At 34.7% G+C, this 17,315-nt stretch carries 12 protein-coding genes; 3 read left to right on the top strand and 9 right to left on the bottom strand.

Annotated elements, in window-relative coordinates; all coding sequences use genetic code 11:
* Positions 1–394: 394 nt before the first annotated feature.
* Together DBR39_RS22340 and DBR39_RS22335 are read right to left on the bottom strand one after the other, a co-directional pair.
* Positions 395–2,530 (bottom strand): catalase, encoded by a 2,136-nt coding sequence (locus DBR39_RS22340; protein ID WP_124536831.1) that lies wholly within the window; start codon positions 2,528–2,530, stop codon positions 395–397.
* A gap of 117 nt (positions 2,531–2,647) precedes the next feature.
* Complete coding sequence (locus DBR39_RS22335) at positions 2,648–3,067, bottom strand: low affinity iron permease family protein (RefSeq protein WP_124536829.1); 420 nt, start codon at positions 3,065–3,067, stop codon at positions 2,648–2,650.
* A gap of 212 nt (positions 3,068–3,279) precedes the next feature.
* Here DBR39_RS22335 and DBR39_RS22330 point away from each other — a divergent pair, with 212 nt between their 5' ends.
* On the top strand, positions 3,280–3,834 hold the full coding sequence (locus tag DBR39_RS22330) for a ferritin-like domain-containing protein (protein ID WP_124536827.1): 555 nt from the start codon (positions 3,280–3,282) through the stop codon (positions 3,832–3,834).
* A gap of 226 nt (positions 3,835–4,060) precedes the next feature.
* Here DBR39_RS22330 and DBR39_RS22325 read toward each other — a convergent pair whose 3' ends face one another.
* The 5 genes from DBR39_RS22325 to DBR39_RS22305 form a co-directional block, all read right to left on the bottom strand.
* Complete coding sequence (locus DBR39_RS22325) at positions 4,061–5,191, bottom strand: alpha/beta hydrolase-fold protein (RefSeq protein ID WP_124536825.1); 1,131 nt, start codon at positions 5,189–5,191, stop codon at positions 4,061–4,063.
* A 221-nt stretch (positions 5,192–5,412) separates the two neighbouring features.
* The gene (locus DBR39_RS22320) at positions 5,413–6,699 is read right to left on the bottom strand and encodes a TolC family protein (RefSeq protein WP_124536823.1); all 1,287 of its coding nucleotides are present in this window, start codon (positions 6,697–6,699) and stop codon (positions 5,413–5,415) included.
* 58 nt (positions 6,700–6,757) lie between these two features.
* Positions 6,758–9,172 carry an ABC transporter permease gene (locus tag DBR39_RS22315; RefSeq protein ID WP_124536821.1) on the bottom strand — a complete coding sequence of 805 codons (2,415 nt, stop codon included), beginning with the start codon at positions 9,170–9,172 and terminating at the stop codon, positions 6,758–6,760.
* Positions 9,173–9,277: 105 nt separating this feature from the next.
* On the bottom strand, positions 9,278–10,000 hold the full coding sequence (locus tag DBR39_RS22310; protein ID WP_124536819.1) for an ABC transporter ATP-binding protein: 723 nt from the start codon (positions 9,998–10,000) through the stop codon (positions 9,278–9,280).
* An 89-nt stretch (positions 10,001–10,089) separates the two neighbouring features.
* The gene (locus DBR39_RS22305) at positions 10,090–11,331 is read right to left on the bottom strand and encodes an efflux RND transporter periplasmic adaptor subunit (protein ID WP_124536817.1); all 1,242 of its coding nucleotides are present in this window, start codon (positions 11,329–11,331) and stop codon (positions 10,090–10,092) included.
* A gap of 249 nt (positions 11,332–11,580) precedes the next feature.
* Between DBR39_RS22305 and DBR39_RS22300 the strand changes: the two genes are divergently transcribed.
* Both DBR39_RS22300 and DBR39_RS22295 read left to right on the top strand, forming a co-directional pair.
* Positions 11,581–12,924 (top strand): sigma-54-dependent transcriptional regulator, encoded by a 1,344-nt coding sequence (locus DBR39_RS22300; protein ID WP_124536815.1) that lies wholly within the window; start codon positions 11,581–11,583, stop codon positions 12,922–12,924.
* Positions 12,925–14,241, top strand: a complete 1,317-nt coding sequence (locus DBR39_RS22295; protein ID WP_124536813.1) for a sensor histidine kinase — start codon at positions 12,925–12,927, stop codon at positions 14,239–14,241.
* A gap of 333 nt (positions 14,242–14,574) precedes the next feature.
* Here DBR39_RS22295 and DBR39_RS22290 read toward each other — a convergent pair whose 3' ends face one another.
* Complete coding sequence (locus DBR39_RS22290; RefSeq protein ID WP_124536811.1) at positions 14,575–15,690, bottom strand: nuclear transport factor 2 family protein; 1,116 nt, start codon at positions 15,688–15,690, stop codon at positions 14,575–14,577.
* A gap of 113 nt (positions 15,691–15,803) precedes the next feature.
* A complete protein-coding gene (locus DBR39_RS22285; RefSeq protein ID WP_124536809.1) occupies positions 15,804–16,832 on the bottom strand; it encodes a helix-turn-helix domain-containing protein in 1,029 nt (342 codons plus the stop codon).
* Positions 16,833–17,315: the final 483 nt, after the last annotated feature.

Genomic DNA, 17,315 nt, shown 5'->3' with positions numbered 1-17,315 from the left:
TTCGGTTTTTATCGGGTAGCTATGGCATATCGATTACATCCCTGTGAATGGCTTATAGATAAAGGAACAGAGGCCGTAGCCTCTTATCCCCTTATTAATTAAAATACTGGAAAACAGTTCTACTGTTCTTGATTTTAATAAGCTCATTATTTAATTGAATATGACTACGAATTTCACGTATTTTTCACGGTTTGTACTTATTCTATGAAGTATAGCTGTACAGTCAGGTTATGCAATAATTGTCGTAAAAACTTTCTCTTAATATCCCTGATTGACTGAATACCAGTATACAAAGATGGGTGCTTTAGAATACAATATGCTACATCTATCTATAATGTTTTTACATATATCACACCTTCCTTCTGTTGATAAGCGAAATACATTTGAAAATACTTTACCTGTTTCGTTCTTTTTCAAATTCCCATACCCTGTGCCCAGCTACTGCTTTTATAAATTTTTCATCCCCGTTCTCATCAGCATTGGCAATCACTGCAGGGTCATCGTGCTTCTTATTAATGATATTGCTGGCTTTATAAACTTCATCAGTTTCATCTCCAAAATAGATGGCTTTACAGTGTCTGTAAGCTTCATTGATAAAATTTAACACCAATTGCTTATTTTCAGAGTTTAAAAGTTCTTCCACAGAATTCTCTCCAGGACAAATGTACAATGCGTCAAAACATACACTTCCCGTATTTGTCAATGTATGTTTAGGACTGATCGGATTTCCGTTTTTAGGCTTCACAGGGGCCAGACTTGGCGCAATAAAGTCCACCCTCGCATTAAGACTTTCCAATTTATTTTTTAAAGCATCTACAGGGGCTGCATCAAATCCATTGGCTACAATAAATCCAATTACCCTACTTTTTATGGTGTCTTTAACGGTGTTTTGCATGCTGAGAGCTTCCGATACATCTGGTTTGGGCTCATGGACTTTACTCTGTAAGGTGTCAGGGTTTACATCTGCCGGAATACTTTGATTAGGCTGATCCAATTTTTTCACTTTCACCCCCAGTTTATCAGCAACTTTTCCAGCAAGATCCATATTGATATATCCCAGCTGTTCTACTACCCTTTCTCTAATTTCAGGAATAGTGACCTTGGAGAGTTCAAAAATCAAAGCTTTCTGAATATGCTTCTTTTCAGGCTCTGACTGGCTGTTGTAAAATAATTTGGCCTGTGAATAATGATCTACAAAACTTTTACTCCTGGCTCTTACTTTAGTTCCGGAAATCCTTTCCTGGTGTGACGCAAAACCACCCTCTTTCATCATGGCTTGGTAAGGACAGCCTCCGCCAATAGAATTGGGTTCATAGCTTACCTTTCCCTTGACAATCTGCTGTCTCATATGACCGTCGCGCTGATTGTTATGAATGGTATTGACAGAGCGATTAATAGGAATCTCATGAAAATTAGGTGATCCCAATCTGGACAATTGCGTGTCTGTGTAGGAAAACAACCTCCCTTGAAGTAAAGGGTCATTACTGAAATCAATACCCGGAACAAGATGTCCCGGATGAAAGGCAACCTGTTCCGTTTCTGCAAAGAAATTCTCAGGGTTTTTAGTCAGGGTCATCGTTCCTATGATTTCTACAGGAACCAATTCCTCCGGAACAAGCTTGGTAGGGTCCAGCAGATCAAAGTCAAAATTATTTTCATCTTCCTCAGGAATAATCTGTACTCCGAAATCCCACTCAGGAAAGTTCCCGTTTTCAATGGCTTCCCAAAGGTCTCTTTTGTGAAAATCAGGATCAATACCCGATATTTTCTGTGCTTCCTCCCATGCTACGGAATGAATTCCAAGCTTAGGCTTAAAATGGAATTTTACAAAATGAACGGCTCCTTCATTATTAATAAATTTGAATGAGTGAACGCCAAAACCTTCCATCATCCTAAGACTCCGTGGAATAGCACGATCACTCATTGTCCACATAATCATATGCATACTTTCGGGCATTAATGATATAAAATCCCAGAATGTATCGTGGGCAGAAGCTGCCTGTGGAATCTCGTTATCGGGCTCAGGTTTTACAGCATGAACCAAATCCGGAAACTTCATGGCATCCTGAATAAAAAATACTGGAATATTATTACCTACCAGATCATAATTTCCTTCATCGGTATAGAATTTAACGGCAAATCCTCTGACATCTCTTGCAAGATCTGTACTTCCCTTACTTCCCGCAACGGTTGAGAATCTTACAAAAACGGGGGTTTCTTTTCCAATTTCTGTTAAAAATCCAGCCTTTGTATATTTTTCTATGCTTTTATGAAGCTTGAAAATACCATGAGCTCCTGATCCCCGTGCATGAACAATTCTCTCAGGAATTCTTTCATGGTCAAAATGGGTAATCTTTTCTCTGAGAATAAAGTCTTCCAGTAATGTGGGCCCCCTTTCTTCTGATTTCAGAGAATCCTGATTATTGTTAATTTTCAGGCCCTGATTGGTGGTCAGCTTCTCATCATCATTGGATGTACTTAATGACTCCAACTGATTAAGCTTTTCATTTTGATTTTTTTTACTTTTCATATCAATACTTTTTGTTGTGGTAGAAATTAATGGATAATTAGGAATGATCTGAATACTATTATCCTTGATATTCTAGATTTGCCTCTTTTATTATGAGATTCATTTCTATGAATCCCATTATTTATAACGATTTGTTCTGGGTTGATCATCACTTTTCCGATCTGATTTTTTTTTACCGCCAGGAAATTTTCCTAATTTTTCGTAAAACTTATGAAGCTGGTCAAGTTCATCTTCGGTCAGATCTTCTATATCAACTAGCTGATTACTTGCGCTCTCATGGCTTGCAATAAGCTCATTGAGCTTGATCTGAATAGCCTTTGAGTCTTTATTCTGTGCTTTCTGAATTAGAAATACCATAAGAAAGGTAATAATAGTAGTTCCAGTATTAATGACCATCTGCCAAACTTCTGAAAATCTAAATATAGGACCAGTAGCTGCCCAGACAGCCACCATCAAACTTGCTCCAACAAATGCACCTGCACTTCCTGTAAAACATACAGCCCAGTCCGAAAACTGGTCAAAAAGGTTCTTTTTCATAATTAAAGGGGGATTTTGTACAAAACAATATTTCAAAACTGAAACTGTAAAAAGAAATGCAATGTTGTCTGGTAATGATTTCTCTAATGTATGCAAAACAAGGCTATTTCTTTATGAGCCAGATCATAATAATGAAAAAGCTCTAAGATAATGTACACATCAAAACGGCCTTAAAATTGTACATCTTAGCTTTAACCACTAAATCTATTATTATGGCAACCAGAACCACCACAAAAAAAACAAGCGCGGGAAAATCAACGAAAACACCAGCTAAAAAAAATGCAGCTAAGGAACTGAAAGACTTGTTTGAGGATTCACTAAAAGACATTTACTGGGCTGAAAAAGCTCTTGTGAAAGCATTACCTAAAATGCAAAAAAATGCTACAGATAAAAAGCTTAAAACTGCGATAGAAGGTCATTTAATGGAAACTGAAATTCATGTAAAAAGACTGGAGGAATGTTTTAAATCCCTCAAAAGAAAACCGCAAGCCAAGAAATGTGATGCTATGCAAGGACTGCTGGATGAAGGCAAGAGTATCATGGAAGAAACAGAAGCAGGGCCTGTAAGGGATGCAGGTATTATAGCAGCAGCTCAGAAAGTAGAACATTATGAAATCGCCACTTATGGGACATTAGCAGCATATGCCAAAGTTTTAAAAGAAAATTTCTGTCTTAAAAATTTCCTGGCCACACTGGATGAAGAAAAAAAATGTGATGCTCTTTTAACAAAAGTTGCTGATACAAGACTTAATATGAAGGCTGTATAAATAAAATCTCACATAAAAAAGATCAATAAACGATCTGTTTTATGTGAGATTTTTAGTATTATTTTATCTTATTAGCTAAAAATATAATTGAAAATAGATGTTTAGTGAAGGTCAAAAATTATCTTTTCTAATCCGCATTATCTTATAGATCCTAAATATAGAATGACAATAGGTCATATAGATTTGGCAATGATATCCTTAAAGTATTCTTACAACTCCGCTCAAATTATCTAAAGATCTTTTGCACAAACTGATAAAGGCACCTTCTCCAAGTCAGCCATTCATGGTATGTTTGGGGAGATTTGTATTGAGAATACAGGTATCCATTTTGATTAAAATAATTGATAATCACTTGATTATACTCAAGAAATCTAGCGTCCTCTTTTTCACCAATTCCGATGAAGAAAAAAGGTTTTTGTTGTGATTTTAATAAATTACTGATAGGAAGTTCTTTAAAAGGCTCAATGTCTGTTCCTTCATAAATAACAGGACTGAAAGATCCGATTGCTGAAAATAGCTCCGGATTGTTTGCGCCGATCAACATTGCCTGATAACTCCCGCGAGAAAGGCCTGCAATTGCCCTTTTGCCATTAGTTTTATATTTTTTTTCGATGTAGGGAATCAATTCCTTAATGACGATCTTTTCAAGATTTTTAGTTGAAAGAACAGTTCTTGGATAATTATCCAGTGTTTTTTCTTCTTCAGGGTTCAAGGCAACCCCGTAATCCATCAGCACAATCATTTCTTTCGCCTTTTTTTCAGCAAAAAGATTGTCAAGAATGTTTTTGATATATCCTTGTTTTTCCCAACCTGTAATATCTTCACCAGTTCCGTGATAAAGGTATAAAACCGGAAATTTTTCAGTTCCGTAACTGGGAGGAAGATATACTTTGAAATTTCTTTTTCCTTTGGTTATTTCTGAATATAAACTGTCATCAACAATTTTTCCGTGCTTTACATTTTTTCTGAAGAAAAAATCTTCACCTGAAGGAATTTCAATTCCGCTTGTAGGCTGGCCATAACCGAAATAAAGTTCTGTATTGGGATCATTTGTGCGCTTGCCATCCACATTGAACCAATAATAATGAAATCCAATTTCCATTGGAGGAGTAGAGATATTCCAAAAGCCCTCTTCATCTTTAGCGGTAACTGATTTTAAATTTTGCATCCCATCTCCCCCCTCTAAAACAACAGATTTTGCATCCGGAAAATAAACTTTAAACTGAGCTTGCCTTTCTGCGTTAACTTTCGGAAATTCTTTCCCTTCCAATGCTGTTGAGGAAGTTTTATAATTCTGGGAAAACATCATGGCTGAACATAGTCCAAGAATGAAAGTTATTAACTTTAAATTTTGCATTTATTTCGTTTTAGAATCGTAGAAAGTTGTGTAATTTATGGATTTATACTTAAAAAAGAGAATAAATAGAGCCATTCATCTTAAAAATAAACTGCCCCAAAAAGCATCTGGCTTTCTGAGGCAGTGATTAATATCCTTTTTAATATTCAATAAATGAAATGATTATTTCCTAATGTCTCAATTTTCAATTATTACTAAATTAGAAAATAAATTTTGACCAATCAATAATCAAACTGAAGTACTTTTAATAATTCCGTTTGCTGCATAACTTCGTTTTTACTGTTGATCAGATTATAATTTGCCTGAAGCCAGTTATTTCTCACCACAAAAAACGTATACGCATCCATCAATCCTTCTTTGTATTTTTCTTCTGATTTTTGGAAAGATAATTTCTGATTTTCAAAATTCGATTTCAGCAAAGTGTATTTTTCCTCAGAATTCTGGAATTGTGTTTTGATGGAATTGATACTTTGTGTAAGATTATTAACGACAATTTCTTTCTCGTAATTATAATGAATAACATTCAGTTTTGCTATTTCAACACTGTTTTTCACTTGCAGTTTATTAAATATCGGAATCGAAAGTCCAAATGAAACCTCCTGACTTTTATTTCGTTTGAATTGTTCTGAAAAAGGTTCAGCAGATTCCCCCAAAACCTTACTGTAAAAACTCGACCAGTTATAAGAACCGTTAAGCGTCGGCAGATAGGCAGATCTTGCAATGCTGATATTCTTTTCGGCAGCATTTATTTCTGTGATCACCGTTTTATAAGCAGGGTTTTTCTCCAAAAGAGTTTTCAGAAATTCGGGATCATTAAAGTTAAAATCGGACAGGTTTTCTTCAGTCATTTTAAAATCTAAAGAATCGTTTGTGATAGCCAGTGCATTCAATAAATTTATTTTAGAAAGATCCCGGGCATTTTTTGCAGAAACCCACTGTTCCTGCAAAGTTCCGAGGTTTGCTTTAATGTCGTACACATCGCTTTTTGGTCGGTTTCCAATTTCAACTTCTTTCTCGGTACGCTTGATCTGATCTTCGATTCCTGAGATTTGGGTTTCCAGAACATCCAGCCAGCTTTTGCTGTTCTGATATTTGAAAAACATTTGGATAACATTCAGTTTTACTTCATTTTGAGCCTGTTTCATTTTGTAAGTTGAACTCTCTTTATTAATTTTTGATAAAGAAATATTGAGATAATTTCGCCAGTTCATCAGTTCCCAATTGGCTTGTACGTACACTTTGTCGTATTGCGTATTTATCGCTTCTCTTTGGTTGTTATTCTGATTGATCCCTAATCCGAAATTGTAATTATGATTAACTCCCGCTTCAGCTGACGGCAGCAACATTCCTTTTGCAGCAGAAATCTGATGCTCATTTTTCTGAATTGTAACGGTAGCCTGCTTTATCAACGGATGATTTGTGGCTGCATAATCCAGACATTGGTCGAGCGTCCAAACCTGCTGAGCCGGAAAAAGATTGATGATGAATATGAAGAATAATTTTCTCATAATAAATTGACTGACAGTTGATAATTAATAGTTGATAGAAAAGCTTGTGATTTACAGCTTACTCGTATTTCAGATATTTTACAAGATTCACTTTTGTAGCCTGGTAAGCTTTGATGCTTACCACAGAAAACGTAAGTAAAAGCAAAATAACAAGGCTGAAAATAAATGGCCAAACCGGCATATCTATTCTGTAAGCGAAGTCTTTCAGCCATTCATTAATCAAATAATAACTGATCGGGATACTGATAACAACGGCAGTAAATGTGATCCAAAGGAACTGTTTCGTTAACCCAAGAATCAATGTTCCGTCTGATGCTCCAAGTGTTTTTCTGATGGCAACATCCTTCAGTTTCTGCTCAATCATTAATGATGACAAAGCGAATAAACCTAACAATGCAACTATTAAAACCATTGCATTCAAGATGGTGAAAAGCGTCTGCTGTTTTTGATACTTTTCGAATGTTTCAGCAAATTTCTTATCCAGAAAATAGTAATCGAAAGGATAGCCCGGCTCCACATTACTCTGCCAATAGGTCTTCAATCTTTTTACAGTACCATCAATATCATTTTGATCTATTTTCAACTGAATATTATAGACATTAAACCGCTTCCATTCCGTTTCTCTGTAATGGAAAAATATGATCGGTTCTACTTCCGTTCTTAAACTTCTGATGTTGAAATCCTTTACAACACCTACGATCTTATACTTTTTGTTATCAAATCCCGGTTTAATTTTATTCTTTAAAGCATCTTCATCTTTCCAGCCGAATTTTCTTACAAAAGCTTCATTAACCAACACATTATTTAACGTATCCGATGAAAGATTAGGATCCAGCCAGCGGCCTTTTTTTAGTTTAACATTAAGAAATTTCAGATAATTATAATCCATAGATCCATGCTGTCCCTGAATACTTTTATCCATAAAATCCACATTGGAACTGCTTGATCTGCCACTTCCCGGAATTGCTTCTCCATAAGAAACATCGGTCACGCCCTGGATTTTTCTCATCTCTGTTTTAAGTCTTTCATATTTCAGCCAGGGTTTTGGATTGCTTTCATTAAAGTTGATCATGACGATCTGTTTTCCGCTGTAACCCAAATCTTTATTCATCATGTATTTCACCTGTTGATTAACGATCAATCCGCCAATAATAAAAAATGAAGAGATGACCAATTGTAAGGTCAGGATTCCATTTCTCAGCCAAACACCATGCTTGCTTCTTGCAAAATTTCCTTTTAAGGTTTCTATGGCTTTGAAGTTGGCCAGGTAGGTTGCCGGTATCAATCCTGAGATCAGCGTCACCATAATGACCATTACAAATGAATAAAAGTAAATATGCCAATCGTTCATCTTCATTTCTTTGTCGTAAAACTTGTTGAAGCTTGGTAAAAGAAGCTCCGTTAAAGCCAACGAAAGCAAATATGACGCGATGCAGATCACAAATGTCTCCATCAAAAACTGCAGAACAAGGTTTGATCTTGTACTTCCAATTGCTTTTCTAACCCCGATTTCTTTTGCTCTTTGAGAAGCTTGCGCCGTTTTTAGATTGATGAAATTAATAGCTGATAACACAACAATCAAAACGGAAAGTGTGAAAAGAATCATTAAGGTTTTAAAATCCGGATTTCCGAACCAAGATGTCTTTGTATGAAGTTTTATTTCATCCAATCGAGTCAATAGGCTATCCGTAGGTCCGTACAAATCAAGATATTGCTGAATGGTCATTCCTGCAGCATCTTTATCCAGGCTCGCACGATATTCAAAAATATCTTTTATAAATTTTTGCTGTACAACTTTAGGATCTGTTCCTTTTTTTAGCATAAAAAACGATCCGTAATTGAAGTTTCCCCAATTCTTTTCATCACTTTTGATCTGTTCTACAGGATTAATGATAAATTCGGGCTTAATCTGGCTATTATCTTTCGGTAACTCATAAACTGCAGTCACTACATAATTTTTATTATCAAATTTTACACTTTCTCCTGCAGCATTTATTTTTCCAAATAGGTTTTTGGCAGCATCTGTGGAAAGCGCAATTACACTTTCGCCTTTCAAGGCATCTTTATAACTTCCGGCAACCAATTTGAAAGGAAAGAATTTGAAAAAACTTTCTGTACTCGTCATTCCATCTTTCTGGAAAACGGTTTTAACCTTTGTGGTCATCTTCACACCAATTCCGGAACCATTGAATAGAACGTAATCTTCAACACCCGGAATTACTTCTTTCGCACGTCTGGCCATCGGAATAGAAATATTATTTCCATAAGAATTTTCCGACTTATGATACGTTTGGAAATAGTAGATCTGGTCTTTCTTAGGATTCCATTTTTCGAAGGATTCTTCGTCATTCCAATGCATCAGGATGAGCATAAATCCGGTTAGCCCGATCGTCAATCCAAACAAATTGATGAGAGTTGAGAGCCAATTCTTTTTATAATTGACGAAGGCAATTTTGAGCCAATTGTTTATCATAATTGAGGTAATAAATGGTGATAAATTACAGAGAAACAGCGCTAAACTGCTCTCTGTAATTTTTGAAAAATAAGGATGAATGAATGTATTTTTTACAGAATTTTATTATGCAAAATTCTTAGCATCTGCTTTTTCGAAAACATCTTTTCTCTGGGAAGAATGCTCTTCTGAAAAAATCTCGCCATCTTTCATATTCACAATTTTCGAAGCATAACCGGCATCGTAAGAAGAGTGCGTTACCATTGCGATGGTAGAGCCCTCTCTATGCAGTTCTGCCAACAGATTCATGACTTCGTTTCCGTTAGAGCTGTCAAGATTTCCTGTGGGTTCATCGGCGAGAATCAGTTTTGGCTTCGTTACCAGTGCTCTTGCAACGGCAGCTCTTTGTTGCTGACCTCCTGAAAGCTGCTGTGGATAATGTTTTGCTCTGTGAGCGATGTTGATCTTGTCCATAATCTCCTCCACTTGTCTTTTTCTTTCAGAAGCCGAAACCCCGTTGTATATTAATGGAAGTTCAATATTTTCGTAGACTGTAAGTTCATCGATCAAATTAAAATTCTGAAAAATGAAACCAATATTTTTCTTTCTGATGTCAGATTTTTTTCTTTCATTTAAATTAATAGTTTCAGTTTCACCAAACTTATAAGAACCTGATGAAGCACTGTCCAGCAATCCCAAAATATTAAGAAAAGTTGATTTCCCACAGCCTGAAGGTCCCATTATTGCTACAAATTCACCTTCTTTTATGCTCAAACTTACATTGTTTAATGCATTGGTTTGAACATCTTCGGTTTTATAAACTTTAGAAATGTTTTGAATATTTATCATTTTATTAATTTTTTTAAATGTTGTTTTTTTGATTTCTCGTGTCTGGTATTTTTTTATTCGTCAGGATTTTTTCAATGAAACCTTCCATTTTATTTTTGAATGTCAAGTATTTCATATTTTTTAATCTCAGCATAATCAGAGCTTATCACTTTTTCGCCTTGTTTCAATCCGGAAACAACTTCATAATAAAGAGGATTTTCTCTTCCCAGACTGATGTTTCGTTTTTCAGCTTTGTTACCTTTCAGAACAAAAATCCATTTTCCGTTGGTGTCTTTGTGAAAATTTCCTTTCGGGATCATCATACTTTGGGTATCAGCAGATAATTTTAATTTTACTCCGAAGGTCATTCCTATTTTCAGGTTTTCAGGTTTTACATCAATGAAAGTTAGTTCTACAGAAAACTGTCCTTCTTTCACTTCCGGAAGAATTTTTGTAATAATAACTTCAAACTGTTTTGCATTGCTTTCCAGACTTCCTTTAATTCCGTTTTGGAGTTTATTGATGTAATATTCATCCACTTTTGCAATGAGTTTGTACCCACCCATTAAATCTACTTTTCCTATGCTTTCGCCACTTGTCAGATTCTGCCCAAGCGTAATATTGAACGATGACAATCTTCCTGAAACAGGCGACATAATAAGGAAATTGTTTTTGTTGGAACGAAGAATATTTAAACTTTTCTCCATTTGATTAATAGAATTATTGATCGCTGAGAATTGAGAATTTCTGGAAGCTTTTTCACTGGAAGCCCCTTTTTCCACAATTCCTTTTCTCTGTTTCTGATAGTTTAAATTCTGAAGACTAATATCATAATCTGTTTTCTTTCCGATTTCCGCGTCATACAGTCTTTTCTGAAGATTGAAAGCTTGCAATGCCGTATTGTAATCGTTCTGAGATTGAAGCAACTCCTTATCCTGATTGAATTCCTGGTTTTTAAGTTCCAAAAGCGTACTTCTCATCTGGCTGATCTGTTGCATAATTCCCGTCTCCTGATTCAGATAATTGAATTCTGTATTCGGATTGTAAACTCGTGCGAGCGGCTGGCCTTTGGTTACCATCTGTCCGTCTTCTGCAAAGATTTCTTTCACGGCACCGCCTTCCAAAACGTTGACTAATGATGAATTTAAAGATTGGGTCTGTGCAGTTACCATCAACATATCTTCAAATCTTCCTACTGTAACTTCGTCCACTTGAATATCTTCTGACTTCACATTATACGTTTTTTTCTGATTCAGAAAATACCAACCAAAAACTGAAACTGCCAGCGCAGAAGCAACGATGATTAATATTAATTTTAATTTAGACTTCTTTTTTACTATTTTCGTATCCATATTTGAGATAACTAATTTACTTACAATATATTAGACAAATCAAATACCAGAGATTTATAATCTCGTAAGAGTCTGAAAACGTGAACAAAAATAATTTTATTCATTTCAGAACTGTTCATTATCGGACACTTTTTGTGCGAAAACGGACACGATAATTATAAATAATAAATTATAATTGATAAATAGTTATTAGTTAACTGATAAAATTGTCAGAGTGATCCTAATCAAAGCCTTAATTTACATTCAAAAATGCGAAAAAAAGAAGCTCATATTTTAATTGTTGATGATGACGAGGATATTTTATTTTCGGCAAGAGTCTGGCTCAAGAAATTTTTCACGGAAGTCAGCTGTCTCAGCCAGCCGAAGAATATTCTGAAGTTTTTGGCCGAACAGCAAATCGATGCCGTTCTTTTGGATATGAATTTCCGAAAAGGATTTGAAAACGGACGAGATGGACTGTATTGGATGCAGGAAATCAGAACTTTAGAACCTCAACTCCCTATCATTCTCATGACAGCATATGGTGAAGTAGAATTGGCTGTTGAAGCTCTTAAAAATGGTGCATCAGATTTTATTTTGAAACCCTGGAATAATGAAAAATTATACGCCTCCGTCAATCTGGCAGTTGATATTTCACGAAAGAATAAAAAACTGAATCAGTGGGAAAATGTAAGCATCAAAACCAATCAATATCAGTTGGATACAAAATCTGCTGCAATGCAGGCCGTGATGGATCAAATTACAAAAGTTGCTGCCACTGATGCTAATGTTCTGCTTTTAGGAGAAAATGGAACCGGAAAGTATGTTTTGGCGGAACATATTCACGAATTGTCAGAAAGAAAAAATCAACCTTTTGTACACATTGATTTGGGAAGTCTTTCGGAAAATCTTTTTGAAGCGGAATTATTCGGTTACAAAAAAGGAGCTTTTACCGATGCCAATCAAGATTACTCCGGAAAGATCGAAAATGCCCAAAACGGAACCGTATTTCTGGATGAAATAGGAAATCTTCCGTCCCACCTTCAGACCAAGTTATTAAGTCTTATCCAAAATCGAAAATTATCAAGACTTGGTGAAAATAAAGAACGATTATTAGACATAAGATTTATTTTTGCGACTAACGAGAATCTCAAAAAAGCGGTGTCCGAAAACCGTTTTAGGAAAGATCTTTATTACAGAATCAACACTGTAGAATTGCAGATCCCAAATCTTAGAGATAGATTGGAAGATATTCCAACCCTGGGAAACTATTTCTTGGAAAAATACAAGCAGAAATATCATAAAACAGAGCTTTCCCTTAACGAAACATTACTTGAGGAATTGGTCAGTTATTCCTGGCCGGGAAATATCCGTGAATTGGATCATTGCATTGAAAGAAGCTTAATTCTTTCTAACGATAAAAACCTTAAATTACTAATGCCACAGGACGAAGAAACTGACAATCCAATAATCGACCTGAATATCGAGAAAATGGAAGAAATTCTCATCAAAAAAGCGTTGCAAAAGCACAGAGGAAATATTTCTCTCGCCGCCGAAGATCTCGGATTGTCCAGAGCTGCACTTTACCGAAGAATGGAAAAATTTGAACTGTAAATGAAAAAACAGCAACTTATCTGGTTAGTTTTCATCTTGCTGGCAGTCGTTAGCGGGATTTTTGCATTTGATTTTTATTCACAAAATAAGTGGATTAATTTCGGTTTATTTACGATCATTGCTATTGCGTGTATTATTTTAGCCCAACTTTCAGCCTTATCATTTATTCAGAAAACTGAAAAAATATTGCTGGCAATTCAGAAAAAAGACTTTTCTCTTTTCCCAAAAACAGAGGAAAACAGTTTGTTTGACAATGCTGTAAAACTTTATTACCAAAGCAAAGAAGAACACCTTTCACACTCTTCCTATAAACTTCTGTATGAAGAAATTTTGAGTCAATTGGAAATTGGACTGATGATTCTTTCCGAAAAAAATAATAAATGGGAAGTGTTTTATGTAAATCCCGTTTTTTTGGAAATCCTACAAATTCCGAAATACAATTCATGGGAATTATATGAATCTAAAACGCCCAATTTTTATAAGATCATTGAACACGCGAATTATGAAAACTCTCAGGAGTTCTTTGATATTTCAATCAATGAAAATGTGAAGCAGTCGTATTCTCTGAGAACAAAAAAAGTACAGAATGTTAAAAATCGTTTCTGTATCATCAGTCTGGAATCTGTTCAAAAAATTATTGAACATAAAGAAAAGCACGCATGGAACAATCTGATGAAGGTAATTTCTCATGAACTTCTGAATACGCTGACGCCAGTCAACAGTTTAATTCAGAATCTGGAATACATTGCCAATCAAGATGTTGTTGAAAAAGAAGATCAACAGGAAATGAAGGAAAGCTTAACGATCATTAGTTCAAAATCAAAACAATTACTGAATTTTGTAGACGATTACCGACAAGTTGCCGAATTACCAAAACCCGTTTTTAAAACCATTTCTTTAACTCAAATTGTAAAATCTGCGCTTAATTTTCTAAAACCTGAATTTGAAAAAAACAATATTAAGCTCATCAATTCATTAGAAGATCAAATGATTTCGGCAGATCAAAAAATGATCGAAAGGTGCTTAATAAATCTTTATATAAACGCCATCTATGCCGTTGCAGACAATTCTGAAAAGATCATCAAAACAGAGATTAAAATTCTTAATAAAAGAATCGTTTTAAGCGTTGAAGACAATGGAATCGGAGTTTCAAACGAAATAAAAGATAAAATTTTCCTTCCGTTTTTTACAACCAGGGTCAGCGGCTCCGGAATAGGTTTAACGCTCAGCAAAAGCATTATCGAAGCACACAAAGGATATTTAAATTACAGACCCCTGGAAAAAGGAAGCTTATTTGAAATGTGGTTTCTGGAATAATAACTTGCCATTAAACATAAAAATGAAAGCTGTGTAATGTTTGGTACTTATTTATATCGTGATAGTGATTACAGAATGAATTGGTAAATTATTTATCGCTTGCTATTATAAAAATCAATTGAAGTCTCTAAAATTATTTCAATTCAACATTTACCTTGACCAAAAACTTGAGCACTTACAAAACAATAAAAAGCAAAACAACCCACTATAAAACAGCAGGTTGCTTATTTTGCAGTGACCTCAGTGGTACATTTTCCGAACATTTTTGAAGATGATTCGAGTAAACTTGCCGGTCTTAATAGAGTATAACAATTTTAAAATGCGAACTTTATCCTAATTATTTTTCTCAATCAATTCAATAATTTTCAGAGCAACACCATTGGACGATTGAAAATTTTGTCCTGTAATAATTCGGCCGTCTTGTTCAACGTGAGATACATTTCCCTTTGAAAATTTAAAAGTTCCTCCTCTTTCTTCAATGGTCTTCTGGATTAAGAATGGAAAGTGTTTAAAATATTCACCGTCCTGTTTTTCAAAAGAGTCGGGATATCCACTTATCGTCTTTCCCTGAACTAGGAATTTACCATTTTTAGTTCTTAAGTTAACAATACCCGCTGTTCCGTGACACACCGAAGAAATAATGCCGTTGTTATCTTCATATACCTGCATCGCAATGCGTTGAATGTCTGAGTTCTCAGGAACCTCATACATAGCACTTCCACCGCCAATATAATGAACTGCTTTGTAATTTTTATAATCAATTTGTTTAGGGTTCAAAGTATGTCCTATGGCATACATAAAGTCTGGAGTATATAAATATTGCTTTTGCAGGCTGTCAGAGGTATTGATATAGGCTAAAGGAATATCACCGCCTTTCGGACTCACAAAATCAACCGTATACCCGGAATTGACAAAAGTATCATAAGCGTTTACGATTTCGGCAAAGCTATTTCCCGTTGAAATAGTTGATTTTCCGTAATAATGAGCATTGGAAACAATGAATAATACTTTTTTCCCAGTTTTATTGCTGGATTTGCTACTTGCCGATTTGCTGATTATTTTCCATTGACCCTGAATTTTTTTCAACAAAAACATATCCATAAATTCTTGTTTTCTTTCTGGAATAAGAATTTCGGCTTTTGCAATAGCAATATCATTAAAATATTCTATAGAGATGATTCTCCCTATACGACCGTTAAATTCTCCTCTATTTCCTTTTTGAAACCAGCTGACATATTCAGAAACCGGAACAATCCATAAAGGTTTTTCTTTGTGGCTTAGAAAAAGATTGGCTTCAGCATAAAAAGCCTCGCTAATACTGTCGGGCTTATTATAAGATGTCCCGTTGATATAGTTTTGAATACAATTCTCAATGTGAGACTGTTCAGATTGTGCAAAACAATTATTTGACAGGAGTACAAATAAAATTGCGAAAAAGATTTCTCTCATAAACGTTGGATTTTAATGATTTAAAAATGTTCCGCAAAAGTATATTGCTTAGTTTTTAAATCATTCCAAGTTTATCATAACGAAGTCCGAATGTATATTTTAGGAGTGAAAAATCATGTTTTTTGGTAATTTGAAGGCGTAGTTCCTGTTATTTTTTTAAATGAACTATAAAATGTACTGCTCGAATTAAACCCAGATTCAAAACCCACCGCATCTATTTTCAACTGAGTACTTTCTTTTAACAGTCGCTTTGCTTCATCTATTCTATATTCATTGATGAATTGTGTAAAGCTTTTATTCAAATTATCATTAATAAATTGGGATAGTAATTGAGGGCGAACATTTAATTCCTTTGCTAAAATAGATAAAGTGAGATCAGGATTAGTATAGATTTTCTTTGTTTCAAAAAGTATATTAATTTTTTCCTGAATTTCTTTTACGAGCTTTTCATCTATTTTGTTGATGTATTTTTCTTTATTAGAAACAGAAATTAACGTTTTGTTTTTTGCATAATAAATCAGAAGGAAAGAAATGTAAAAGCTGAAAGAAAAAGTCAAAGCCCCGGAAATATATGAAGTATATCTGGATAAAGAATAGGAAAGCCAGATGGCAAAAACACCACAGATAACTGACAATATCCAGGTTTCCTGATAGCTAATCTGCTTGCGATTCTTGACCAACTTCCTAAAAATAGGTCTTGCCTCATAAATGGATAATACTATAAAAACAAACCATTGAATATTTATAGAATAATAAATGATTCCCCTCCAAATCTCAGGATTTTCCTTGTATGGAAAAAGAAAACCCAAAATACTTATAGCAATCATTATAAAAATGAGACTATATTTTGCAAAAGAATCATTAAGATTTTGAAGTATTGATTTAACGAAAAAATACAATAGAGGACCAATAAAAAAACAAGCCGACAAACCTATTTGCAAATACGTTTTAGACAACTGCGGATTAAAATTATAAAATACAGATTTTCCGATTCTTGTACTTAAAGATAATAATAAAAGCCCTAAAAATACATCGGATATTGCTTTGTTTTTCTTGAATAATAAGAAATAAAACCCCAAAACAATACTATTAAAGACGCCTATAGCACTTAAAAAAAATAATACTTGATTGTCGATTTCCATTATTTTAAAATCTGTTTCATTTTGGAGTTATTAGCTGTTATCGTTTCGGGCTTCATGATATGGTTAGATTCTTACCACAAAATTTCTTTACAAAGCCGATATGCCAAATGTAGCAAAAACTTTTTTACGAAACACTTTAACACTCTTGAGATAAAATCTTTGTTCTTACAACAGGAGAGTTTCTATAAACTCAAAATCTGGAGACTTTGCGTAGCGCGGGGACATAGTACTCATTAATGACCTTCGTCCAGATGCTTGTATACCTATTCCTTTAACTGAGAAATGGTTGCTTGAGTTTGGCTTTGAGTCTAGCATTGGCTTTGAAGGTCAAACATATGATCCAAATGATGAATTTGCGAACCAATTTGTATACATTTTAGACATTGGAATTTCTCACCGGGATTTTACTTGCCGACCATCCAATGGCTGGATCATAAAGCTGGGAGATTATGATGACGAACTAAAAATAAGATACGTTCACGA

Origin of the sequence: Chryseobacterium sp. KBW03 (assembly GCF_003852415.1) — a bacterium.
Taxonomy (GTDB): Bacteria; Bacteroidota; Bacteroidia; order Flavobacteriales; family Weeksellaceae; genus Chryseobacterium; species Chryseobacterium viscerum.
The sequence above is the reverse complement of the archived record's forward strand: the minus strand, read 5'-3'. Positions and strand labels throughout refer to the sequence as shown.